Raw genomic sequence first — 16,549 nt, forward strand, 5'->3', positions numbered from 1 at the left:
TTTAGTCTATTTATTGACCATTTTCTTGGCGTAGCTCGGCACGTTGTTTAAGCTGTAACTGCTGAATTCGCAATGTCGCACGGATTAATATTTCTCGGTCGATATCACGGATCCTAGTATATGATGCGGTATATTCAATGAGGGTATCATCAGTGTCTAGCTCATCACGTGCAGAATGTTGTTCTTCACGTTCAGAGATAACGCCATAGCAATAAATAGCCGAAGAGTCATTAGGTAAGAATATCTTAATACGTACTGCTTGCTCGAGTGCTAAATCAGTATGCGCTAGAAACTTGACTTCACCCGCACCAAACATGGTTGAGTTAAAGCGAGATTCAGGGTGATCTTGTTGTGCGAGAACATAACCCATGATCAAATTTATTTTATTATTTTGCATCTGTAAAAAATCAGCAAGTGCGTCAGCTTGTTCGCCGATGTTTCGAATTGAGCGTAAGGCATTACTGTCGATTTCGGCAACGTCATTGGCCATTTTAAATGGAACTGGCATTTCGTTTTCGAGCGCCAATCGAGACGTTGGGACTTGATCAATAGAAACAGGTTCAATATTGACAGATAAACTATGCTGAATAGAAAAATATTGTTGAGCCACTTGCTGTCATCCTTTTCGAGATTACGAACCTGTTATTGTGGCATATCTATTTCTATTTATCTTGTTTAGTTTATTGTATTGCACTTTAAGACGCTGCTTTGAAACCAGAATACCTAATCGATCACAACTTGGTGTGAAGACGTGATTTTACTTGCTCATTAGTGGTCATGTCTTTAGAATGAAAGACAGTTTTTAGCAAGGTATTCTTAATTATATTTATGTATCACCCTCTAAGTTTATTCATCGGCTTGCGTTATACTCGCTCGAAGCGCAACAATCGATTCGTATCATTTATTACTTTATTCTCGACAGCTGGTATCACCATTGGCGTATTAGCGCTGATCACTGTTTTATCGGTAATGAACGGTTTTGAACAAGATTTGAAAGTCCGTATTCTTGGCGCTGTTCCCCATGTAATTGTCACCCCAAAAACAGATGCGATTGATGCAGAAAAAAGTTTGTCTGCATTGGCTAATGATCCGTTGGTTGCCGCTGTTACGCCGTTTTTACAAGCTGATGCTATGGTGCAAAGTAAAAGTGAGATACAAGGTGCACAGCTGCAGGGAATTGACCCATCTTCCTACCCGCAATGGGATGTCATTCGTCAGAATATGCTCATTGGTGATATTTCATTATTGCAACCGGGTAAGTACAACATCATTATTGGCCGCAGCATGGCAAAATCATTAAATGTTAAGCTTGGCGATAAAATTAGGCTTATCTCAACTAAAGGCAGTGTCTTTACGCCGATGGGACGTGTGCCGAGCCAACGCAAATTTACAGTGGTTGGGATTTATTCTGTCGGCTCTGATGTTGAAGCCACGCAGGTATTGGTTAATATTACCGATGCGGGTAAATTGGCGCGCTTAAAACCCTCGAGTCCGATGCAACATCGTGTGTTTGTTCATGATCCGTTTTCTGTTAATGAATTAGCCAGTCGGGACTTTTTTAATGATTTTGATTCAATGGATTGGCAGACTGCGCGTGGTGAGTTATTCCAAGCAGTGAAAATGGAAAAAAATATGATTGGCTTATTGCTGTTCTTAATCATTACCGTTGCTGTGTTTAACATTCTTTCATCACTGGTTATGCTGGTCACAGAGAAAGAAACGGATGTTGCTATTATGAAAACCTTAGGTATGAACCGACCGACTATTGTGCAAATTTTTATTATCCAAGGTGCTTGGACCGGTGTGCTGGGCGCAATGGTTGGTGGCATTATGGGCATTGCATTAGCGGCTAATTTAAATGAGTTTATGTCCCTTATTGGTCTTAATCTTTTAGCGCAAGCATCTGGCGGTGCGCGTTTATTACCTGTTTTATTTGATTGGTCGCAGATCGCGTCCATAATTTTCGGTGCGATTGCATTAAGTCTACTCGCAACACTTTATCCTGCATTTAGAGCGGCAAATATTAAACCTGCCGAGGCATTACGTTATGAATAATTCTTTATTAGTTTGCAATAATCTCGAAAAAATTTACCAAGAAGGTAATCTTGATACTCACGTATTAAAGCAAGTGTCATTAACGGTCGAAAAAGGTGAGTTGGTTGCGATTGTTGGTCGTTCAGGTTCTGGTAAAAGCACATTATTACATTTGATGGGCGCGTTAGATACGCCGACTTCAGGTTCGGTACACCTTAACGGTGTTGATATTCACAGCATGTCAGAAAAGAAACAAGCGGCAATGCGTAACCAGAACATGGGTTTTGTGTATCAATTTCATCACCTGCTTAATGAATTTACGGCGTTAGAAAATGTGTGTATGCCGTTGTTGATTGCCGGTATGAAAGTGTCCTTAGCGAAACAAAAAGCATTGGCAATATTAGATCGAGTCGGGTTATCTCATCGTGTTGAACATAAACCAAGCGAGCTTTCTGGTGGTGAACGTCAACGTGTTGCGATTGCACGTGCCTTGATTAACGAACCTAATATTGTGTTCGCGGATGAACCAACGGGTAACTTAGACCAAAGTAGTGCTGAAACGATTTTCAATTTGATTAAAGAGTTAAATGAGACTTGTGATACGGCCTTTATTATCGTTACCCATGATGAAGAGCTCGCTAATCGGTTAGGGCGTACTTTGCATATGGCTGACGGCGTATTAACAAACGAGAATGAAAATCTGCAGGTAAGTACTGTGAAGGAGGAGGTGTAATGTTTCGTCCGTTAGCGGCTTATATCGGATTGAGGTATACATCATCTAAGCGTCGAAATGGCTTTATTGCGTTTATCTCAGCATCCTCAACTGTAGGCATTGCATTAGGTGTGATGGTATTGATCATTGGTTTATCTGCAATGAACGGTTTTGAGTATGAGCTTAAAAACCGGATTTTAGCGGTTGTGCCTAATGGTGAGCTCGAAGGGGTGAGTGAACCTTTTGATGATTGGCAAAGTGCACAGAAGACATTACTCGACCATCCCGAAGTTGTCGGCGCAGCACCCTTTATCAAACTGAATGGTTTATTACAAAAAGGCCATGAGTTAAAGGCGGTTCAACTTCGCGCGGTCGACAGTGAGGCTGAAAAGCAAGTCTCTGAAGTATACCGGTATGTTGCGCAAGGGACGTGGGATAGTCTTAATGACCCGACTAATAACCGACAAGTTGTGCTCGGTCGAGGCATTGCAAAAGAGCTTAAGTTAGCACTTGGAGATACGGTCACGGTATTATTATCGCAGCAATCAGGGCAATCCTTTAAAGCACCACGCCGTTTTAACTTTACTGTATCAGGTATTATTCACCTAAGTGGTCAATTAGATAACAACCTTGCCTATGTGCCTTTGAGTGCAGCTCAAGATATTCAGGATAAAGCGTTTAAAGCAGATGGCTTGAGTATTAAAGTGACTGACATTTTTGCGGCGAACCGTATTGTCCGTGAAGCGGGTAATAAGTTAAATCATTACTTGTACATTCGCAGTTGGATGACAAGTCAGGGGTTCTTATATCAAGATATTCAGATGGTTAAAAGTTTGATGTACGTAATTTTAATTTTAGTTATTGCCGTGGCTTGTTTTAATATTGTGACCACATTAGTGATGGCAGTTAATGATAAGCGAGCAGATATTGCCATTTTAAAAACGATGGGGGCGTCAAATACGTTATTACGTTTGATCTTCATCGTGCACGGCGGTATTAACGGTATTCTTGGTGTTGTTTCAGGGACGATACTGGGTATTTTAATCTCAGAAAATTTAACTGTGATTATCAAATTTATTGAAGGCTTAATAGGTCATGAATTTTTATCAGGTGATATATACTTTATCGACTTTCTACCATCTCAGCTTGCAGTAAATGACGTGCTGGTGGTCGGTGGTGTTGCAATGGCTATGAGTGTACTCGCAACTATCTACCCTGCAAATAAAGCGTGTTCGGTACAGCCTGCGCGTGAACTCGGAAACAAGTAGTTAAATAAAATTCGCTATACACCAACAAGTAATTGGATGCACTTCCTCGAGAGGTGTATTTTTTTGTCTCGAATTCATGCTTAATTGATAAACCCACAATAGGTTGTTCTAACTCTCCATATTTGAGGACGATATGAATATCAGATTTGTACTACCATGTACATTAATACTAGCCAGTATCGGGTAAATAGTGAGGGCTTAATTATGTAATACCGCCACCGTTCTGTGTTGATAGTGTATTGGTATCGTACTTCTTATAGTACAAATGGTCTGTTCTGGAAGAGCATCGGATGAAGAGATATAGATAGAAGAGTTTGACTCTGTGTCAGTGCTCCTAGCTCTTGGGATGAAGGTGATTACGGGCAACCCGTACAATTCTGTCTTGTTGGCAGTTTATAGAAATAGGTAAGAATAAAAAAGGCCACATTACTGATTAAGTGATGTGGCCTTCTCATTTTTAACACTTATTTTGTGCGTGATGCTTTACGTTTCTTCCAAGCATTAATAATTTTCCAACGCCATAACCAGCGGATACTAAAATAACCAGCAATAGAAAAGAGTGTGCCGGATACAAAACAGCCAAGTAGAAATGCAGGACCATATAAGTTTATCGCCTGCATTAACCAGTCTATTGTTAGTTCGAATGAGAATGGATGGACTGGTTCTTGCAATATCCATGCACCTAACTCATAAGTGGCAAAAAACATTGGTGGCATGGTAATGGGGTTTGATAACCATACGAGCGCTACTGATAATGGTAAATTTACACGGAATAAAATGGCAAAACCAGCGGCTAATAGCATCTGAAAAGGCACGGGAACAAACGCCATAAAAAGACCGACAGCGAAAGCACCAGCTGCAGAGCGGCGATTTAGGTGCCAGAGGTTTGGGTTGTGTAACAGATCACCAAAGATCTTAAGGTGCTTATGTTCTTTGATTGATTCTGGGTTTGGGAGATATTTCTTAATTAAATTCTTAGGCATAATTCTAATCAATTCTCAGGGGTAATGAATGACCGTTAAGGCCATACTACTTTCCATTACCATATTAATAAGTATGTTCTTTGTTGATCTTGAACGTATTCAATTTCTAACGATAATGACGGTCGCGGTCTTTATCCTTGTTTATGTGAAAGTACCAACTATATTAGTTCTTCTGTTTGTTACATTGGGCTGGTCCATTTTGTATAAAAATAGCGTAATAAATGAAGCGAATACGTTATTTAATAATACGACATCGCGACACAAACCACCACAAGTGGAAGCTGCACAAGACAATATCATAACAGCTGAGGTAATAACATTAGTAAATAAAAAAAACCTACTTTCGTTTGATGTAAAGGTTATCGAGATCAATAATACAGTGTTGTCTTTTATACAACCTAAACTTGCCTTGAAGTGGCCAAGTCCAGAATACTACTATCCAGGGGAACTGGGTATCGGTCAAGTATGGCGGTTTAAAGTACGATTAATTAAGCCAAGGACTCAGGCGGATGATAATGCTTTCCCTTCCTTTAAATCTAGATTGTTATCTCGGCATATTCAATATATAGGGTTAATTGAAAAGGGGGAGGTGATTCGACCTCAATTAAATTTACGTGGTGACTTGTATCAGATGTTTAAATCGGTATCACCGATTAATGCAAACCCTATGTTGTACGCATTAACATTTGGTGATCGCAGTTATATCAATAATGCCCTTTGGACTCAGTTTAAATTACTCGGTATTGGCCACTTAGTTGCAATATCAGGTTTGCACATTGGGCTTATTTTTGGGTTTTGTTATCTCTGCTCACGGCGATTATTGAGGTTATTTGAGCCCCCTTATAATCTTGTGATTAGTTTATCGATAAGTCTTGTTGCAGCCATCTTTTATGCATGGATTGCGGGTTTTTCATTACCTGCGCTACGGGCTATTGTTTTACTGTGTATACATTGTTTATATCGCATTCAATATTACAAAGTGACACTATTTCAATTGTTCGCAACAATGCTCTTAGTTACCTTACTACTTGATCCTTTAATGGCATTTTCGATTAGTTTTTGGCTATCATTTTCAGCAATGGCTGCCGTATTTATGTTAGTTTGGATTTATCAAAAAAAGACTGAAATCAGGGATGAGAGCCCAATTAAACAGGCGTTAAAGAATGGTTACCGTAAATTGACAATCGTATGTTGTAACCAGATGTTGCTAACATTACTCTTGCTTCCCATTCAAATTGCTGTTTTTTCAGGGTTTAGTTGGTTGTCTGCTGTCGTAAATCTGATTTTCATACCCGTATTTAGTGTATTAATATTACCGGCATTGTTGTTTGCAGTCATACTATTGCCTGTCATGCCGATGATTAGTCGTGTATTCATGAGCACTGTTAATACATTCTTGAATATTATTCAGGAGATATGGGTTAAATTGACGTTTAATGACGTTATTTGGATTGATGTTGGAGCGGAATTAAATACGGTCTTTTATAACTGTTTGTTGCTAATTTTCATATTATTGATGGCTGGTTTACTATTTAAACCGTTACAAGTGACATTTCATTCTTTATCCTTGTTATTATTACCCTTAGTTTGTTATAGCTACATATTGAGTTAGGAGATGTTATGAATAAAACCCTTAAAGCAGGCCTATTATCCGCGTTCTTATTTCCAGGAGCTGGGCATTTGTGGTTAAAGAAGTATATGGCGGCGGCTGTCTTTGCCGTTGCAGCAGCGCTACCACTGTATTACATTATGGATATCACTATAACGCAGACGCAATTAATTGTAGATCAAGTGATGTTATCAGGTGGTAATATCGATTTGCTAAATATTAACCAGTTAGTTACACAGCAGGCGGCATCTATAGATACACAAAACATGCACCTTGCAACCATTGTGTTGCTCTGCGTATGGCTTGTTAATATATTGGATGCAATTAGATTAGCAAGAAAACTTGGGCATGAATAAATTTCATCAATATTTAGCCAATCATGCATCATAGATAGCTGAAAACGCTTGATCTAGTACATCAAAACTAAACGTAAAACCAGCATCGAGTAATCGAGTTGGCAATACGCGTTGACCATACACAAGGAGGTCGGCTCGTTCGCCCAGTAATAATCGTAAAAGAAGCGCTGGTGTCGTTAAACGCGCCTTTTTACCAAAGCAAGCGGCTAATTTTTGGGCAAAATCAGTATTCGTCACCGGGTTTGGTGAGGTAAGGTTAAAGGCGCCACTGGCTGATTCATGTTGTAATAAATAATTAATTGCAGCAACCATGTCGTCAATATGTATCCATGACATGTATTGATGACCTTTTCCTATTGGACCGCCAAGTCCTAATTTAAAAGGCAATGCCATTTTTTGTAATGCTCCTTTATCTTTACCTAATACAATACCCGTGCGTAATATAACAGTGCGGGTCGACGGGCAGCACGTACGGGCTATTTCCTCCCAATGTTCACATAGCTTGCTCGCATATTCAGGATAATGATTGAGGTGTTTTTCATCTATGCTGCTATCACCTTGTCGACCATAAACGCCAACGGCTGAACCACTGATAAAGACGTCGGGTGTGATCGTCTTTGTGGTAATAAAATCAACCAGATGTTGTGTTATTTCCCAGCGGCTCGACTCTAAAACATGTTTGTGCTTTGCACTCCACATTTTATCCATAATAGGGGAACCAGCCAAATTGATCACTGCATCGATATGGATTGCACTGGGTAACTCATGTAACTCCGAGATGAACTTGATGCTGTCCGAAGAAATATGTGAAAAGATATTTTGTGCATTGCTAATATCACGGGTTAATACAGTAAAGTCATAATCAGCTTGGAAAGTATTAACAAATGCTTGGCCAATAAAGCCGGTGCCACCCGTTATCAATATATGCATGCTTGTTACTCAGTTCGTTATGCTACTTTCAGTGTAGGCCATTTTGGCCTATTTTATAAAATTGTTAGACTTTGGTTTAACAAAAATCAAGCTAGGATTAGCGTTTAATTTGCTTTTTACTGCTTTAATGTATTTGGTATTCATGTTTAATGCACGCCAATAAATCTACAAATATAAAATCTAGCACTAAACATGTCGAAAAATGTAAATAACACAATGGCACTCATTGTGAGTAATTAAATAGATGTTCGAAAATTTACCCCGATGTTACAATAAAAAATCATCATAAATAGGATTGAATACGGTTGCGCTATTGATTAAAGCATTCGCGGTTAAGGCGGGCACACCATAAACTTCAGTTCTCACTTGATGACGGGTTTTTATCGTATCAAGCAGGATAGAAAAGTCACCATCTCCAGAGAGCAGGACAACAGTATCGACCGATTCTGCGACTTGTAGTACATCGATTGTGATCCCAACATCCCAGTCACCTTTTGCCGAACCATCACTGCGTTGGATAAATGGTTTAAGCTTCACGTCAAAACCGATATGTTTGAGTGCATCTTGGAATTTACGTTGCTGATCATCACCTTTATCTATGGCATAAGCATACGCTGTTACTACGTCGCCCTGTAATAATAAATGTTGCCAGAGTTTTCGGTAATTAAACTGGCGACCATAAGTTTGGCGAGTGGTGTAATAGATATTTTGAACATCAACAAACACAGCAATTTTTTGCACAAATGATTCCTAGGGTTCGATATTAATGAGAGTTATGATTTATTCGCATACTTAGCAAGATATTGGTCAAGAGCATTACCAAACGCCTGTTTATCTTTTGCTCCTAAAGCCGCTGGACCACCAGTCATTTCACCACTTGCTCGTATCGTATCCATAAAGTCCCTCATATTAAGACGTTGACGAATATTACTTAATGTATATTTTTCGCCACGAGAGGTGATTACATGTGCGCCTTTTTCGATGACTTCTGCTGCAAGTGGTATATCAGAGGTAATAACGAGATCATCCTTCGCTACTTTTAAGACAATGTGATCATCAGCAACATCAAAACCAGCAGGTACTTGTGTCATCGAAATATAAGGAGAGGCAGGGACTCGTATCCAATGATTGGCAACTAATACTAATGGCGCTTTAACGCGAACTGCTGCACGAAAAAGTATTTCTTTCATTGGGATCGGACAAGCATCTGCGTCAACCCAAATTGTAATATTGTTTTGCATATAACCTTCTCGTTAGTTTAATAAACTTTATTTTAGCGTATTAACAACCAAAATTGTTGGTCAGTTGGTATTTATTTACCATACTTAATTATATTCAGTGGAGGGATTACCATGTTTAAAAGGTATCCCTTTAAGGGATTAAAATATGTACTTCGACGTGGGCTTAAAAATAAAATAACATTATCGCAGCTATTCGTAATGTTGTTAGTCTATTACCATTCTTTATCTGCTTTGCCGTTACATCAGATCTCGATTGTAGGGCCCAATTTTAATGAATCAAAAAGTACAAATGAAATCATAAGTGATCGGTATGCGGTTGTAAATCACCGTAAGTTACAACCGCACAGTGTATTGCCTTTTATGAGTGGTAATATCTTTGTGCCTATGTCTAAAACAGAACTGCAATTTTTGAGTCGTGCAACCTATCTCAGTAGGCTCTCCTCGCAATATACGTGGGATGAAATCAAGATATCAAGGTTATTACGTGTTGGTGATCGTGACGCGGTGATTTATGATATACATTCACGATTAATATTACTTGGCGATAGTGATGAATCGTTAGAATTGTCAGATCTTTATACAGATAAAGTAGCCAGTGCAGTGCGCAGTTTTCAGCGTCGACACGGCCTTAACCCTGACGCTATAATTGGTCCAAATACATTAAAGTGGTTAAATTTAAATCCTCATCGTAGAGCAGAATTACTCACTCATAATATGCAACGAAAGATTAACTTCATGGCTAATCTTGGCGCTCGTTATCTCCTAGTTAATATACCTGCTTACGAATTATTACTGAGTGATAATGGTGAAATTGCACTGCGCTCACGTGTTATCGTCGGTAAACCTAAAAAACCAACCCCGATACTGACCAGTGAAATTAAAAGTATGGTGATAAATCCAATCTGGCGTGTACCCCGCAGTATTTTAGAAGATGATCTACTGCCAAAAGTAAAACTCAATGGTGATTTCTTTAATCAGCGCGATTTTAGTGTTTACAATTATCAAAATCAAAGAGTTGAAAAGTCACCTGAAGAATGGGAAATGCTAGCAAATGGTCTATTTCCATATCGACTTGAGCAAATGCCTGGTGTAAAGAATACGTTAGGTCGTTATAAATTCTATTTTCCTAATAACTTCAGTGTTTATCTACATGATACAACCAATCCTAAATTGTTTAGTCATTCGAATCGAGCGCTGTCTTCCGGCTGTATTCGTATCGAAAAAGTGGATGAATTGGCTAATTGGATTGCACATAGTTTAGTCGATAATAAGTCGTTGTGGTCAAAACTAAGGTTCAGTCGAGATATAACAAAATGGTTCCCTTTGAATGATGCACTACCGGTTCACTTGGTGTATTGGACAGCATGGATTGACGACAGTGGATTAAGCCAATTTCGCGATGATATATATGCATTACAGAAATAAAACTTGATTTAATACTTCCTAGCATATAGATTCCCCTGTTTCTGTACAAAAAGTGATCGGTGGTGGTGTAGTGTCAATAGAATGTCCAACACGTAGAAAAGTGTTATTAAGTCTTGGGGGGTTAGCGGCGTACTCTGTTGCACCAGTTAAAGTTCAAGCAAGTCAAGGTGTGTTAGGCATGAGAGAACTCGGTTTTTACAACATACACACGGGAGAGCATGACCAAGGTAATTACTGGATAGATGGCTTGTATCAAGAAGATACACTTCAAAGTTTCAGCCATTTATTACGTGATCATAGGCAAAACTTGTCTGTACCTATGGACAAGCGTTTATACGACCTACTCTATAGATTAAACAGAACACTGAATGTATCAGAAGAGTTCCATGTTATTTCTGGTTATCGTTCACCTAAAACTAACCAGATGTTAGCGGGTAAGAGCAATGAAGTAGCAACCAATAGCTACCATATGCGAGGCATGGCTATTGATATTGCTATCCCAGATGTTAAATTACTTCATTTACGTGAAGCTGCTATCTCATTAAAATTAGGTGGGGTAGGTTATTACCCTAAGTCGGGTTTTGTACATGTTGATACAGGTCCTGTTAGAATTTGGTAGTTTTGTTTTACAAATCGGCGTAACCGAATTAATCGTGAAAGGAGTGTCGATAGGCAGTTATTTTATTTGAATAGGACAACTGCCTTCGCGTTATCATTTGTTCCGCCTCTACACCCTGCAGAAAACGGAGTTCCCGTACCAATTAATTGATTATTCTCTAATGTTACTTTATTTAATTTTGGATTTAGAAATGTAGTAAACAGACAAGTCGCAAGAAAATTATCATTATCATTATTATCGATAATCAAGTTGTTTTTAATTAGCGTATCACCGTGTCCGACCGCAATACCAATAGGTCGGTAACCAGAACGGTTAACGACATTTGTAATTACATTATCAATTATCTCATAGCCTCCTAGCTCAGCAAAGGATGACTCAGTTGCTATGGTGATCGCAGCGTTGAATTTTAAGTTTATATCGTTGATGCTATTACTGATTATTTTAACATTGTATGCGTTTGCTTTTACATCAATAGCTTCATTTCTAGTATGATGAATTATGTTGTTTTTTATTATAACGTCATCAACAGTGTACTGTATTTTCAATCTGCTCTTATCTTCAGTATACGAACCATCGCCAATATATAATCCTTCACCATAGCGTGGGTTTAAAAGTCCGGTGTTAAAAATCACGTTATCTTTAACTAAATAATGGCTACCACCATGATGGCGTGGTTTTATCGATATAGCTTGGTTACCCGTGTTAAATACCTTATTTGATAGAATTGATATGTTTGATGAATCTTGCACCAAAATTGCAGTTAAGCCTCCTGTTATGATTAACCCTTTAATAATTATTCCTTGTGAGTTTTTTATTGTTATTCCAGTGCCAGTATAATGCCTGTTTTTTATTTTTGTTCTTAAATAATGCCATGGGCGTATTATTAACGGCTTGCTTCCACTATCAAAATTTTCAATTGTTATCGCTGGCTGCTCGCCGTCCGCTAGGCATATGACATCACCGTCTACATACTTTTCTAAGGCGTTATTGATATTTTTATACGTAGGGATGAGATTTGCTAATTTTTCATTTGAAATTATTTTTGTGCACTTACGTGTCGTGGGATTTGATTCAGCTTTAGCTGTGTTGATGAATACAGCCATTATAAAAATAATGACGATATTATTTTGCTTATTGATTACCTTATATGTCATACAGAACCTTGTTTATCGGTAATGTAACTGTGTTAATAATAGTGTATTAGCTGCACATTGGCTTTAGTTTGATGCCAAAATCATACCTAACGTCTAATATCATATTTATGCTGAAATAATTGATATCTGTCTCCTTAAATGTATTTATCTACTCTTGCTTTAGATATAACGTCCTAGTTGGTTCTGTATGAATGTGCTTATTTGGCTTGAAAAATATGGTTTGTTGTTTATGTTATTGTATTGTTTAGGTGTTTTCACACCTGATTTTACAAGTAAGATTAGTATGATGGATCATGAATTAGACGTGGTTACTGGTAGTCTTGCAGAGAGTAATATATTTAAACAACTTTTTTGGATTTCTCTGTTCTTGTTTTTTTCGTTTCGGTTTTTTATAAATAAAGAATTCAATAATCTTAAGTTGGTGTTGATAAACAAGCTTTCTATTTTACTAGTCATCTGTTTCATTGCTTTGCTGAGTGCTAGTTGGTCAAGTTATCCGTTAATAACAATGAAGCGAGCTATATTTCAAATGGTATTTTGTGCGTCTGTATCAATTGCATTTTGCTTTTCATTTTATCACAAAAGTATTGATGTTAATCTTAAAGTCGCGATCGTCATCTGTATTTTAATGATCATTTTTTCTATTTTTAAAGGCGCCGGATTTAATGATGGTTTAAATTTGGCAGGCTATTTTAAGTCCAAGAATACGATGGGCGTCAATTTAGCTGTGCTGATTGTTATTAGCTATATGTGGATTAAGTCTTTTGATGTAAATAGTCGTTTTATCAACGTTTTACTTGTTATTTTATTTGCGTTTTTATTAATTACCCAAAGTAAGACGAGTATTGTATTATGTATGACATATTTTATATTAATTCAACTTAGTATTTTTAAAATAAAAGTAGTAATGTCGATACTCGCGATTACGTTTTTTTCGGTGTTTATTTTTATACCAGGCGTCAGTTATCACATGAATGATTATCAGCATATTGCATTATATGTTGATGCAGATTTCTTTACTGGCCGGGGTATTATTTGGGACTCATTGTATTATGATCTTGAGTTTTTTGACAAAATGACACTTGGTTATGGCTACGGTAGTTACTTTGAAGTAGGTGTAATCCCCTTTGTATTAGATGATAAATATAGCTTTTTACAATATATATCATCGGCTCATAATGGTTACTTGCAATTACTTCTACAGTTTGGCGTTGTTGGTTCATCGCTTATCTTTATATTTTTTGTGCTCTCAATGCTGAAATCGAATAGTGTCTTTATCCATACGGCATTAATCATCCCCATTTTACAAAATGTAACAGAGTCCAGTATATTTAGGGACGCTAATATGGCGTGGTTTTTGATGGTGATGATTGTTATTTCATCTGGTGTTTATATGATTAGGGATGAAGTTATCAATGAGCATGAAGTAATTCACGGTGCTGAGTGACCGATTATTCACTTAGTGATAGGTTTATCTCATTATGAGTAAAATAAATAACGAATTAAACAAAGGTATTCTTCATAGTCTGATAGGCAAGTATTCACTTTATATCCTACAAATCACATCTCTGGCTATTTTAGCAAGATTATTCACTCCCAATGACTTTGGTACGTTAGCTGCGTTACAAGTTCTTATTTTATTCTTTCAACTGTTAGCCACATCAGGTCTTGGGCCTGCAATTATACACAAAGACTCGATTAATGATGAAGAGCGTGATGGTATCTTTAGTGCGACATTAATCATTGGTCTTATGTTGTCATTATTATTTATTTATATTACGCCTGTTCTAGCGAATTGGCTTGAGTTAATGAATGTCAATTTACTCACATATGTTTTAGCCTTGAGTGTCTTTTTTTCTGCAATTTCAATGCTGCCATTGGCATCGTTACAAAAGGACACCCAATTTATTATTATTGGGAAAGCAGAAATAATGGCAGAGTTAATTGCACTAATGGTTTGTATTCTACTTTATTTTATGGGGCTAGGGGTTGTAGCCTTAGCGATAAAAATATTAGTTACGCCAATAGGACGTTTCATTTTTTATCATCGTTTTTCAAATAATACTGAAATAGGTAAAGCCAAAATAGGCATCAAAATATCAAGTATTATACCCTTGTTTGCGATAGCTAAATTTCAACTTGGATTTAATATCCTTAATTTTTTCTCGCGAAATTTAGATACTTTATTAGTGGCGAAATATTTTGGTGTTACGACCGTTGGTTTCTATGAAAAAACATACCAAATTATGCGTTATCCATTGCAATTATTTACTTTTGCGATCACACCTGCACTTCAACCCGTACTGACACGATATAAAAGTCAGCCTGATATAATTTTTACTGCTTACTACCAATTGGCCTATAAATTGTCTTTTTTGGGGATACTGACGGCTACAATCATGTTTTGGTATGCAAACGATATTATCTTCATTCTATTTGGTTCTCAGTGGTTAGCAGTGAGTGAGCTATTGAAAATATTAGCCTTATCAATCCCTGTGCAAATGGTTTTAAGTTCTACTGGAGGCTTGTACCAAGCGATGGGAGCTACAAAACATATGTTTTATTGTGGTATATTTTCATCGATTGTTAATGTGTCTGCCATTATATTCGGTGTTTATATCGGGGATATGACCGTATTGTGTTCCAGTCTAGTGGCAGCTTTTATCCTCAACTACATACAATGTTTCTATGTATTACATCGCTTTGTATTTAAGGTCAAAAGGTTGAAGCCTTTCATTATTTTATCTTCTTTTGTGTTAACTAGTTTACTCAATATTTTTTTTGATCAAACAGAAAGCATAAAGCCTGATAGTTTTAATTATGCTGACAGTTTTTATAATATCGCGAATGTAATCGTGCCGTTGGCTTTAATATTTCTATTCGTTTTTATTATAAGAAGAAAAGTAAGGTTGTTTTTAAATGACTATTTATAATATATATTAACTTCCGATAAAATACCGGCTTCGTTTCCCTAATAGTTTAATGATACTAATAGATAATAACGAACTTATTGCAACTACAAGAGTGAACTTTATAAGCATCGCGCTAATTTCATTGAAACCATAATTTAACAATATGTCGTTGATAGATAAACGTGCCAACAATATTAATACATAACCATGAATGAAATAGAGTGAAAAAGATATATTAGCAAAGAAGGAAAGAGGTTTAACATTTTTATTTTCAATTAAGTCTAACGATGTCATCACAAACAACAATAAAAAAACCTTTTGTAGATACATAATATCAATGCCTGAGAATGTAAATAAGTCTTTATGGCTACTACCAATTACATCCATGACGTTAACTTGAAAATAAGCGAGTAGTACCGTTGTTATGAAAAAAATAATATTGTATTTCTTTATTTTTGAAATTAGGTGTCGATTTACCACCGCATAAATTCCAAATAAATAAAATGGGATGTAATAGAGGAAAGAATGAAACGGATTGAGTCCGCCTATAGGGCGGTGAGCATAGACTGCGATAATTGAAAATATAAAGAGTATTGATAATTGCATACTATGTTTTAATGATGAGAACTTCACTATAATTGGTGCGCTCATGAATAGCAATACAGCAAAGGGGACGTACCAATACGCAGTAACATGCCTACCTGTTAATATATTTATTGCACTGCCTTCGATAGTCGTTACATTTCCTAGGAGTGGGTGAAAATTACCAGTCATTGCTATGTTAATAACAGCAGGGCTGGAGCAGATTAAATATGGCAGAATTACATATTTAAACTTCTTATTTAAATACAAGGGATAGTTAAACACACCTCTTTGTAAATGTTGAAATAAATAACCACTAATGAATACAAATAAAGCAGTAGACCCTGAAACTAGGTTTGTGAATATTGGATAATCCGCTTCACTATTACCTACATGGACATGTCCTGCGATGATAATTAATATGGCAAAGCCTCGAAAGTAGTGAAAAGAAGTTATAAACATATTAAATCTTTTTCTTAATACCGGATTTAGGATTATAGCTGAGTCACTGATTATATAAAGTTATCGACTGCTTTATCTTTTATTTCTGAATTATTATGCTGCACCCAGGCTGCTGATGTTACATATATTCTTCTAAAAAGTGATATATGCTACTGCCATAAAAAAAATCGCTGCTATATTTAGTGAGATGCTTAATTAGTATTTTAAACTTAATGCTACTATCTTCATTGAAGAAAATAATTAATGGATTATCAATGACATA

Annotated in this window: 16 protein-coding genes; 9 read left to right on the top strand and 7 right to left on the bottom strand. The window is 36.9% G+C overall.

All coding sequences use genetic code 11. The features are described from left to right. Positions 1–10 precede the first annotated feature (10 nt). The gene (locus HWV03_RS10615) at positions 11–610 is read right to left on the bottom strand and encodes a hypothetical protein (RefSeq protein WP_211679673.1); all 600 of its coding nucleotides are present in this window, start codon (positions 608–610) and stop codon (positions 11–13) included. Between the two features lie 218 nt (positions 611–828). Here HWV03_RS10615 and HWV03_RS10620 point away from each other — a divergent pair, with 218 nt between their 5' ends. Genes HWV03_RS10620 through lolE form a run of 3 tightly spaced genes read left to right on the top strand, consistent with a single transcriptional unit; the run spans position 829 to position 4,014 of the window. Continuing rightward, entirely contained in the window at positions 829–2,055 is a 1,227-nt protein-coding gene (locus tag HWV03_RS10620) for a lipoprotein-releasing ABC transporter permease subunit (RefSeq protein WP_211679674.1), read from the top strand. Continuing rightward, positions 2,048–2,767: a lipoprotein-releasing ABC transporter ATP-binding protein LolD gene (gene lolD / locus HWV03_RS10625; RefSeq protein ID WP_211679675.1), complete on the top strand. Its 720-nt coding sequence runs from the start codon at positions 2,048–2,050 to the stop codon at positions 2,765–2,767. The genes HWV03_RS10620 and lolD overlap by 8 nt, the downstream gene beginning before the upstream one ends. Beyond that, the gene (gene lolE / locus HWV03_RS10630; RefSeq protein WP_211675366.1) at positions 2,767–4,014 is read left to right on the top strand and encodes a lipoprotein-releasing ABC transporter permease subunit LolE; all 1,248 of its coding nucleotides are present in this window, start codon (positions 2,767–2,769) and stop codon (positions 4,012–4,014) included. The genes lolD and lolE overlap by 1 nt, the downstream gene beginning before the upstream one ends. 464 nt (positions 4,015–4,478) lie before the next feature. On the opposite strand, the gene HWV03_RS10635 is transcribed toward lolE, so the two are convergent. After that, on the bottom strand, positions 4,479–4,997 hold the full coding sequence (locus tag HWV03_RS10635) for a DUF2062 domain-containing protein (RefSeq protein WP_211675368.1): 519 nt from the start codon (positions 4,995–4,997) through the stop codon (positions 4,479–4,481). A gap of 28 nt (positions 4,998–5,025) precedes the next feature. On the opposite strand from HWV03_RS10635, the gene HWV03_RS10640 reads away from it, so the two are divergent. Together HWV03_RS10640 and HWV03_RS10645 are read left to right on the top strand one after the other, a co-directional pair. Then, positions 5,026–6,609, top strand: a complete 1,584-nt coding sequence (locus HWV03_RS10640) for a ComEC/Rec2 family competence protein (protein WP_255547161.1) — start codon at positions 5,026–5,028, stop codon at positions 6,607–6,609. 8 nt (positions 6,610–6,617) lie between these two features. Next, positions 6,618–6,962 (top strand): hypothetical protein, encoded by a 345-nt coding sequence (locus HWV03_RS10645; RefSeq protein ID WP_211679676.1) that lies wholly within the window; start codon positions 6,618–6,620, stop codon positions 6,960–6,962. Between the two features lie 21 nt (positions 6,963–6,983). On the opposite strand, the gene HWV03_RS10650 is transcribed toward HWV03_RS10645, so the two are convergent. The 3 genes from HWV03_RS10650 to HWV03_RS10660 all read right to left on the bottom strand — a co-directional run bounded on the left by HWV03_RS10650 (position 6,984) and on the right by HWV03_RS10660 (position 9,133). Further along, positions 6,984–7,892, bottom strand: coding sequence for a TIGR01777 family oxidoreductase (locus HWV03_RS10650; RefSeq protein ID WP_211679677.1), 909 nt, complete (start codon positions 7,890–7,892; stop codon positions 6,984–6,986). 267 nt (positions 7,893–8,159) lie between these two features. After that, complete coding sequence (locus tag HWV03_RS10655; RefSeq protein WP_211679678.1) at positions 8,160–8,633, bottom strand: LabA-like NYN domain-containing protein; 474 nt, start codon at positions 8,631–8,633, stop codon at positions 8,160–8,162. A 32-nt stretch (positions 8,634–8,665) separates the two neighbouring features. Continuing rightward, on the bottom strand, positions 8,666–9,133 hold the full coding sequence (locus HWV03_RS10660) for a YaiI/YqxD family protein (protein WP_446724899.1): 468 nt from the start codon (positions 9,131–9,133) through the stop codon (positions 8,666–8,668). Between the two features lie 111 nt (positions 9,134–9,244). On the opposite strand from HWV03_RS10660, the gene HWV03_RS10665 reads away from it, so the two are divergent. Both HWV03_RS10665 and HWV03_RS10670 read left to right on the top strand, forming a co-directional pair. Next, positions 9,245–10,558: a L,D-transpeptidase family protein gene (locus HWV03_RS10665; RefSeq protein ID WP_255547162.1), complete on the top strand. Its 1,314-nt coding sequence runs from the start codon at positions 9,245–9,247 to the stop codon at positions 10,556–10,558. A gap of 70 nt (positions 10,559–10,628) precedes the next feature. After that, a complete protein-coding gene (locus tag HWV03_RS10670) occupies positions 10,629–11,177 on the top strand; it encodes a DUF882 domain-containing protein (RefSeq protein ID WP_211679679.1) in 549 nt (182 codons plus the stop codon). A gap of 62 nt (positions 11,178–11,239) precedes the next feature. On the opposite strand, the gene HWV03_RS10675 is transcribed toward HWV03_RS10670, so the two are convergent. Further along, the gene (locus HWV03_RS10675; RefSeq protein ID WP_211679680.1) at positions 11,240–12,331 is read right to left on the bottom strand and encodes a right-handed parallel beta-helix repeat-containing protein; all 1,092 of its coding nucleotides are present in this window, start codon (positions 12,329–12,331) and stop codon (positions 11,240–11,242) included. Between the two features lie 187 nt (positions 12,332–12,518). On the opposite strand from HWV03_RS10675, the gene HWV03_RS10680 reads away from it, so the two are divergent. Further along, complete coding sequence (locus tag HWV03_RS10680; protein WP_211679681.1) at positions 12,519–13,778, top strand: O-antigen ligase family protein; 1,260 nt, start codon at positions 12,519–12,521, stop codon at positions 13,776–13,778. 34 nt (positions 13,779–13,812) lie between these two features. Further along, positions 13,813–15,264 (top strand): oligosaccharide flippase family protein, encoded by a 1,452-nt coding sequence (locus HWV03_RS10685; RefSeq protein WP_211679682.1) that lies wholly within the window; start codon positions 13,813–13,815, stop codon positions 15,262–15,264. Positions 15,265–15,270: 6 nt separating this feature from the next. Here HWV03_RS10685 and HWV03_RS10690 read toward each other — a convergent pair whose 3' ends face one another. Beyond that, positions 15,271–16,287 carry an acyltransferase family protein gene (locus HWV03_RS10690; protein ID WP_211679683.1) on the bottom strand — a complete coding sequence of 339 codons (1,017 nt, stop codon included), beginning with the start codon at positions 16,285–16,287 and terminating at the stop codon, positions 15,271–15,273. Positions 16,288–16,549 lie beyond the last annotated feature (262 nt).

This window comes from Moritella sp. 36 (assembly GCF_018219415.1).
Lineage (GTDB): Bacteria > Pseudomonadota > Gammaproteobacteria > Enterobacterales > Moritellaceae > Moritella.